General features: G+C 66.8%; 6 protein-coding genes. All 6 read left to right on the top strand.

The window, feature by feature from the left end:
• A partial coding sequence (locus OXG30_06180; GenBank protein ID MCY4134485.1) for a hypothetical protein occupies positions 1-2203 on the top strand: 2203 nt, incomplete at its 5' end.
• Between the two features lie 137 nt (positions 2204-2340).
• Positions 2341-4119 (top strand): aspartate--tRNA ligase, encoded by a 1779-nt coding sequence (gene aspS, locus OXG30_06175; protein ID MCY4134484.1) that lies wholly within the window; start codon positions 2341-2343, stop codon positions 4117-4119.
• Between the two features lie 15 nt (positions 4120-4134).
• A complete protein-coding gene (locus OXG30_06170) occupies positions 4135-5457 on the top strand; it encodes a replication-associated recombination protein A (GenBank protein ID MCY4134483.1) in 1323 nt (440 codons plus the stop codon).
• Positions 5457-5705, top strand: coding sequence for a hypothetical protein (locus tag OXG30_06165; GenBank protein MCY4134482.1), 249 nt, complete (start codon positions 5457-5459; stop codon positions 5703-5705). Before OXG30_06170 ends, OXG30_06165 begins: the two co-directional genes overlap by 1 nt.
• Before the next feature lie 9 nt (positions 5706-5714).
• A complete protein-coding gene (alaS, locus tag OXG30_06160; GenBank protein MCY4134481.1) occupies positions 5715-8291 on the top strand; it encodes an alanine--tRNA ligase in 2577 nt (858 codons plus the stop codon).
• On the top strand, positions 8291-8725 hold the full coding sequence (gene ruvX / locus OXG30_06155) for a Holliday junction resolvase RuvX (GenBank protein MCY4134480.1): 435 nt from the start codon (positions 8291-8293) through the stop codon (positions 8723-8725). Before alaS ends, ruvX begins: the two co-directional genes overlap by 1 nt.
• Positions 8726-8772 lie beyond the last annotated feature (47 nt).

Genomic DNA, 8772 nt, shown 5'->3' with positions numbered 1-8772 from the left:
CACTGTTGCCACCACCGACGATGAGGTCCACGAGACTTTTCAGAGGGTCATTGTCGTGATAAACGCAGGCAGCGGCTATACGACGTCATCCACGCAGGTCGGCGCAACCGTGAATCTGACCGACAACGACTCGCCGTCGGTGGTTCCGGTGGTGAGCGTGGTCGGGGGTGCGGATGTGTCTGAGGGCGGCAGCGCGTCGTTCACGGTGACTGCCAGTCCGGCTCCGGCTGCGGCGTTGGCGGTGTCGGTAACGGTCGCGCAGATCGGCGATTATGCGGCTGCGGGCACGACGGGCGTCAAGACGGTGACGATTCCCACCGGCGGCAGCAAGGCCTACACCGTGGCGACGGTGAACGACAGCGCGGACGAGGCTGACGGGTCGGTGTCGGTCACGGTGGGGTCGGGTACTGGTTACACGGTGTCGTCCACGCAGGCCTCGGCGTCGGTGGCTGTGTCTGATGACGACGACCCGCCGAAGAAGCAGACGCCGCCTGTGAAGGTGTGCAAGACCACCGACACGGCGTTGCTGGCGCGGGTGGCTGCCAAGGCGGCTGATCCGTGGGGCGGCGCGCGCCCTGATCTGGTGGAGACGTTCACCCGTTCGCACAACACGATGCTCGGTGCTGATGATTACACGGTGGCTGATTTGAAGGCCCGCCCCGATCGCCAGACCTCCAACTGGCAGGGCGCGGGGCCGAATGCGCTGTGGCAGAGCATCTACGCCGAGTTGGACCGTCTCCAAACATGCCGTGCCGCACCCGCGAAAACAGACACGCCCCCGCCCCCGCCCCCGCCCCCGCCTCCGCCTCCGCCTACTCCGGAGGTCAGTGTCACAGCGGGCGCAGGTGTCACCGAAGGCAGTGCTGCGGTGTTCACTGTGGCCGCTGACCCAGCGCCGTCCGCGGCGTTGACTGTGACAGTCACCGTCGCCCAGACCGGCGACTTCGGCGTCACAACAGGTTCCAAGACTGTGGTCGTGTCCACGACAGGCTCAGCGCAGTTGTCGGTGGCAACGACGGGCGACAATGTCGATGAGGCTGACGGGTCGGTGACAGTCACGGTCAGCACGGGCAGCGGCTACACGGTGTCGGGCACGCAGGGCGCCGCGTCGGTGGCGGTGTCCGATGACGACGACCCACCGCCTCCACCACCCCCGCCTGTGGTGGTGCCGGTTGTGAGCGTGACGGCTGGTGCGAACATCACCGAGGGCGGCACGGCGTCTTTCACGGTGACTGCTACCCCTGCGCCGTCCGCGGCGTTGAGTGTGACAGTCACGGTCGCCCAGTCCGGTGTGTGGGGTGTGGCAACGGGTTCTAAGACGGTCACGATCCCGACCACGGGTTCGGCGCAGTTGTCGGTGGCGACGACGGGCGACAATGTCGATGAGCCTGACGGGTCTGTGTCGGTGACGGTGAACACCGGCAGCGGCTATACCGTGTCGGGCACCCAGGGCACTGCCACAGTTCAGGTTGCCGATGACGACGACCCACCGCCTCCACCACCCCCGCCTGTGGTGGTGCCGGTTGTGAGCGTGACGGCTGGTGCGAACATCACCGAGGGCGGCACGGCGTCTTTCACGGTGACTGCTACCCCTGCGCCGTCCGCGGCGTTGAGTGTGACAGTCACGGTCGCCCAGTCCGGTGTGTGGGGTGTGGCAACGGGTTCTAAGACGGTCACGATCCCGACCACGGGTTCGGCGCAGTTGTCGGTGGCGACGACGGGCGACAATGTCGATGAGCCTGACGGGTCTGTGTCGGTGACGGTGAACACCGGCAGCGGTTATACCGTGTCGGGCACCCAGGGCACTGCCACAGTTCAGGTTGCCGATGATGACGACCCGCCCCCGCCGCCTCCTGTTGGGGCGGCCCTGTCAATACGAGACGCCGAGGTCTCGGAGAACGGCCGCCGCTTCTTGAGGTTCATGGTGTATCTCAGCGAGACGCCCGACGAGACCGTCACAGTGCAGGTCACCACACGCGACGGCACCGCCACCCACGGCGCCGACTACCGGGGCTACGCCACCCCTAGCCGGACGTTGAGGTTTGCCGCGGGCACAAGGCTGCTGTACCGCTACATCTACATACCGATCCTCGACGATGACACCACCGAAGACGACGAGACCTTCCAAGCCGTCCTCACCAACCCGACCGGCGCCCCCATCGCCCGCGGCACAGCCACCATCACCATCAAAGACAACGACTGACACCAACCCCCGAGGCCCCGCCACCCTCGCCAACACCACCGCCACCATCAAAGACACCAACTGAGCGACCCAAAACCAGGCTTGGCCGCAGCCGCGGGGTGGGCTGATTGGATGTCTGGGGGATAGGGGGCAATCACATGGTGGCGGTAGCATCGGGGATCGTGGCCGTTTTGCTCCGAATGAGAACTGACTATTGCGGCGAGTTGCGCGCCGATGACATCGGCCGGGAGGTGGCGGTGTGCGGATGGGTGGACCGCCGCCGGGAGCACGGCGAGAACCTGGCGTTCATCGACCTGCGGGATCGCACCGGGGTGATCCAGTGCGTGGTGGATGAGCGCCACGATCTGCGCTCGGAATACGTGGTCCGCATCAGCGGAACAGTGCGACCTCGGCCCGAGGGCACCGCCAATCCCAAGCTGGACACCGGCGAGGTGGAGATTGGCGATTGCCAGGTAGAGGTTCTGTCCGCCGCTGAGCCCCCGCCGTTCCCGCTGCACTCCCGCACCGAGGTGGACGAGAACGTGCGCCTGCGCTATCGCTACGTCGACCTGCGGGGGGAGCGCCTTCAGCGCAACCTGGAGCTGCGGGCCACGGTGAACAGCGCCATCCGCCGCTCCATGGAGGCCCAGCGCTTCATCGAGATCGAGACCCCCATGCTGGTGGCCTCCACCCCCGAGGGGGCCCGCGACTTCATGGTGCCCTCCCGCCTGCACCCGGGCCGGTTCTACGCCCTGCCCCAGTCGCCCCAGATCTTCAAGCAGCTCTGCATGGTGGGGGGCATCGACCGCTACTACCAGATCGCCCGCTGCCTGCGCGACGAGGATCTCCGGGCCGACCGCCAGTTCGAGTTCATGCAGCTCGACGCCGAGGCCAGCTTCGCAAGCCAAGACGACGTGATGGCCTTCATCACCGAGGCGGTGGCCGCCGCGGTGGAGGCGGTTACCGGAACCCGTCCCGACGAGCCCATCTTCATGACCTGGACCGACGCAATGGAGCGCTACGGCGCCGACAAGCCCGATGTGCGTTTCGGCATGGAGCTGGTCGAACTGACCGAGCTGTTCGATGGCACCGAGGCCAAGGTCTTCCAGGTGGAGTGCGTGAAGGGCATCAACTGCAAAGGGGGCAGCCAGAGCCTGGGGCGCAATGCCATTGACGAGCTCACCCGCAAGTGCCAGCAGTGGGGGGCCAAGGGTCTGGCCTGGTTCCGGGTGGGCGACGACGGCGCCCTTGACGGCGCGTTGACCAAGTTCATGTCCGACGAGGAGCAGGCCGCGCTCGGCCCGGCCATGGGCGCCGAACCGGGCGACCTGCTGCTGTTGATCGCCGACCGCCGATCCAAGGTGCGCGACATCCTCGGCCTGCTCCGGCTGGAGCTGGGCCGACCGCCCATCACCGAGGGCGGGCTGAACTTCGTTTGGGTAACCGAGTTCCCGCTGTTCGAGTCCATCGACGACCAGGGTCGGCCCATCGCCGCTCACCACCCCTTCACCATGCCCCATCCCGACGATGTGGGCTTGCTGGACGGCTCGGGCGAAGAACTCTTGGCGGTGCGCTCTCAGGCCTACGACCTGGTGCTCAACGGCTGGGAGCTGGGCTCGGGCAGCGTGCGGATCCACCGCCCCGACATCCAAAGGTCGGTGTTCCGGGCCCTGGGTATCAGCGACGAAGACGCCGAGACCCGGTTCGGCTTCCTCCTCGACGCCTTCCGCTACGGTGCCCCGCCCCATGCCGGGTTCGCTTTCGGCATCGACCGCCTGGTGGCCATCTTGGCCGGCGAGGAGAACATCCGCGAGGTGATCGCCTTCCCCAAGACCCAATCAGGCGCCGATCCGCTGTCCAACTCGCCCACCTCGATATCCGACCGCCACCTCGACGAGCTCGGCCTGCGCGTGCTCCCACCCCCCGCCGCTGGGTAGGTAGAGGAGCGCCGGATGGCGAAGAGCGACGACCTGTTTGCCGCCGCCGCTGCCGAGCGCCTGGCCAAGACCGCGCCGCTGGCCGACCGGCTCCGGCCCCGCAGCCTTGACGAGCTAGTAGGCCAGGAGCATCTGCTTGGCCGGGGTAAGCCACTCCGCAGTCTCATCGAGTCCGACCGGCTGTCGTCGGCCATCTTGTGGGGGCCGCCGGGTACGGGCAAAACCACCATTGCCCGATTGGTGGCCGGCACCACCGCCCAGGCCTACGTCCAACTCTCCGCGGTCGCCGCATCGGTTAAAGACGTGCGAGAGGTCATGGCCTCGGCCCGCGACCGCCTCGGGCAACACAATCAGGGCACGATCTTGTTCCTCGATGAGGTCCACCGCTTCAACCGGGCCCAACAGGACGCCCTTCTGCCCGCAGTGGAGTCTGGGCTCATCACCCTGATTGGGGCCACAACCGAGAACCCGTATTTCGAGGTAAACCCGCCGCTGCGGTCCCGCTCCACTCTGTTCCGCCTTGAGCCGCTAGACGCCGAAGCGCTGGGCGAATTGCTCCACCGCGGGCTGCGGGCCGAGGGCGCTGAGGCCGATGACGACGCCTTGGACCACCTGGCAACCCAGGCCGCGGGCGACGGTCGCCAAGCCCTGACCAGCCTGGAAGTGGCCGTCGCCCTGGCATCGGCGCGCCCTGACGAATCTCCCCGAGTCACCCTGGCCGATGCCGAGAACGCCCTGGGGGCCAGCGCAGTCCGCTACGGCCGTGACGAGCACTACGACATCATCAGCGCCTTCATCAAAAGTTTGCGGGGGTCCGATCCCGATGCCGGGCTGTACTGGCTGTCCCGGATGCTGGAGGCAGGGGAAGACCCCCGATTCATCGCCCGCCGGATGGTGATTCTGGCCTCAGAGGACATCGGCATGGCTGATTCCCAGGCTCTGGTGGTGGCCGATGCGGCGGCCCGAGCGGTGGAGTTTGTCGGGCTGCCCGAAGCGCAGCTCAACCTGGCCCATGCGGTGGTGTATCTGGCCACCGCCCCCAAGTCGAACACCATCACCACTGCGCTGGGGAAGGCCCGAGCCGACGCCAGCGACGGCAGCGGAGAGGTGCCTCCCCATCTCCGAGACGCCCACTATAAGGGGGCGGCCGGTCTAGGGCACGGCCAGGGCTACGTGTATCCTCATGATGATCCCCAGGGCTGGGTGACCCAGCAATATCGCCCTGATCGCTTTGATGACGAACGCTATTACCATCCTTCAAAACACGGTGCCGAAGAGGAGATTTATCAGCGAATGATGGGCCGGAAAACCGACAGCAACGACAGCGAGGAAAGCTGATGGCCAAGCGATTCGTATGGTTCGCCGCCGGGGCGGGCGCGGGCGCGGCCGGAGCGTCTTATGTGCGTCGCAAGCTGCGTCAAGCCGCCCAGCGTGCTGTTCCGATTCGACCGAGTTCTGGGGCCAGCGCTCGAATCAAGGCTGCGGCTGCCGAGGCTCGGGCTGCTCTGGCCGAGGGCACCGCCGCGGTTCGGCGCTATCGGGCCGAGATCGCCCGCCGGTCTCTCGACGATCCGCCGGGGCGATAGGACGGCGCATTGATCCCCAAGCGAGCCCAGGAGATCCGCAGCGCATTCACCTCCTTCTTCGGCGAGCGGGGCCACGCGGTGCTGCCGTCGGCCAGCCTCATCCCCCGCGACCCCACGGTGCTGTTCACCGTGGCCGGCATGGTGCCGTTCAAGCCCTACTTCTTAGGCGAGGAGGCATCTCCGCATCCTCGGGCGGTCACCGTCCAGAAATGCGTGCGGGCGGGCGGCAAGCACAATGACCTCGATGAGATCGGGCGCACTCGCCGCCACCTCACCTTCTTCGAGATGCTGGGCAATTTCAGCTTCGGCGACTATTTCAAAACCGAGGCCATCGACTGGGCCTGGGAATTCGTCACCGAGGGACTCGGCTTCGACCCTGACCGGCTCTGGGTGACCGTTCACCTCACCGACGATGAAGCCGCCGAGATCTGGCGAGATGTGGCCGGTGTGTCTCCCGAACGGATCCAGCGGTTGGACGAAGACAACTACTGGCGCATGGCCGACACTGGCCCGTGCGGCCCGTGCTCTGAGATCTTCTTCGACAAAGGACCGGAATTCGGCCCCGATGGCGGTCCGGCCCACGGCGGCGACGAGCGGTTCCTGGAGTTCTGGAACTTGGTCTTCATGCAGTACGACCAGCGTCCCGACGGCCAGGTCCCCCTGCCCAAGCCCAGCATCGACACCGGTGCTGGTCTGGAGCGCATCCTCACCCTGATCCAAGGGGTGGAGTCGGTATTCGACATCGACGAGATGGCCGAATTGGTGGGCGAAGCCTCCGCGGTTGCCGGGGTAAAGCTGGGGGCGGCCGAGCACAGCGATGTCACGCTGCGGATTCTGGCCGAGCATGCCCGCACCATGACCTTCCTCATTTCCGATGGGGTGTTCCCCTCCAATGAGGATCGGGGCTATGTGCTGCGCCGCATCATGAGAAGGGCCATCCGCCGGGCCTACATGCTCGGAGTGACCGAGGTGGTCACCCCCAAGCTGGTGGACAAAGTGGTCGACATCATGGGTTCCGACTATCCCGACCTCGCGGCCAATCACAGCTTCGTGCGCGACGTGGTCGCCCGCGAGGAGGGGAGCTTCCGATCGACTCTGGCCCAGGGATCGCAGATCCTCGACGATGCCATCGACCGCCTGGGCGACGGCGAGGCGCTGTCGGGCGACTTGGCCTTTATGTTGCACGACACCTACGGGTTCCCCTTCGAGGTGACCGAGGAGACCGCCCGGGAGCAGGACGTGGCCGTGGACCGGGACGGGTTCGACCAGCTCATGGAAGTCCAACGCACCCGAGCCCGCCAGGACTTTCAAGCCCGGCACGCTACCTCAGCCGATGTGTCGGCCTACGCCGCGCTGGTGGCCGAACACGGTCCCACTGAGTTCATCGGCCGGGACTTCGACACCGCCGAGGCCGTGGTTCTGGCCGTCACCGACGACGGCATCGTCTTGGACCGCACCCCGTTCTATGCCGAAGCTGGCGGCCAAGTGGGCGACACCGGAACCATCACCTCGCCCACCGGATCGGCCCGAGTCACCGACGCCACCTATGTGGTGCCCGAGCTGCACTTGCATCACACAGAGTCCCTCGACGGCGAGGTCACCGCCGGACAAACCGTGATCGCGGCCATCGACGCCGACCGCCGTGCCGCCATCCGTCGCAACCACACCGCCACTCACCTGCTGCACTGGGCGCTGAAGGAGGTGCTAGGCGACCACGTCAAACAGCAGGGCTCTCTTGTAGACGGCGAAAGGCTGCGCTTCGACTTCACCCACTTTGAGGCGCTGACCGCCGAGCAGATCACTGAGATAGAGCGGCTGGCCAATGCCGACATCCTGGACAACCCCGCCACCCGCCACTACGAGACGTCCATGGCCGAGGCCATGGAGGCCGGAGCTATTGCCTTTTTCGGCGACAAGTACGGAGATCGGGTCCGAGTGCTCGAGGCCGGCCCGCACTCTACCGAGCTCTGCGGTGGTACCCATGTGCGGGCATTGGGCGATATCGGCCCAGTGAAGGTGGTGTCGGAGGGCTCCATCGGGGCCAACATCCGCCGAATCGAGGCGGTGAGCGGCACCCGTCCGGTGGAGTTGCTCACCGAGCGGGAGCAGGTGCTGGCTCAGGCCGCTGAGCAACTGGGCGTGCCCGTCGATCAACTGCTGGTGGGAGCCGAAAAGCGGATAGCCGAGATCAAAAGCCTCCGGGCGGAGCTGAACGAGCTGCGCAAGGCGGCCTCGGCCGATCAGTCTGGGGACTTGGCCCAGCAGGCTGTCGACGGGGTGGTGGTGGCCGCCGTTGAGGGCCTCGACCGGGACCAGCTGCGCGATCTGGCCATTGCCACCCGAGACCGCCCTGGCGTGGATGCCGTCGTGTTGGGGGCGGCTCCCGAAGGGGGTGGGGCGGCCTTGGTGGCGGCGGTGGCCGCCGACTGCGATCTCAACGCTGGCGAACTGATCGCCGATGCGGCTACCACCATCGGCGGCGGCGGAGGCCGAGACGCCAAGCTGGCCATCGCTGGCGGTCGGGACCCGTCTCGCTTGGAGGAAGCCCTCGACCAAGTGCGAGCCGCTGCTGGCATTGGCGGCTGATGGGGGCAAGAGCGCTGGGCATCGACCTCGGCGAGCGCCGCATAGGAGTGGCCGTTTCCGACGCCGAAGGCCGGGTGGCCACCCCCTTGACCGTTATCGAGCGCTCTGGCAGTCGAAACCACGACCATCAGCGGATCTCCGAGCTGGCCGCCGAGTATGAGGCTGGGGTAGTGGTGGTGGGCCTCCCGCTGTCGCTGGACGGAAGCGCCGGTCCCGCTGCTCAGGCTGCCGAGCACGAAGTCGGGCAACTGGCTGCGGCGCTGGCCGTGCCGGTGCTGACCCACGACGAGCGATTCACCACGGCCATCGCTGAGCGGGCTCTGGCCGAGTCAGGCCTCAGCGGTAAGGCTCGCCGCCAACGGGTCGACATGGTGGCTGCGTCGATCATCTTGCAGGGTTGGCTGGACGCCACTGAACGGAAGTCGCCGCGGTGAACGCCAGCACTGTGCAGGGTTGGCTGGACGCCACTGAGCGGAAGTCG

Source organism: bacterium (genome assembly GCA_026708015.1).
GTDB lineage: Bacteria > Actinomycetota > Acidimicrobiia > Acidimicrobiales > Bin134 > Poriferisocius.
The sequence above is the reverse complement of the archived record's forward strand: the minus strand, read 5'-3'. Positions and strand labels throughout refer to the sequence as shown.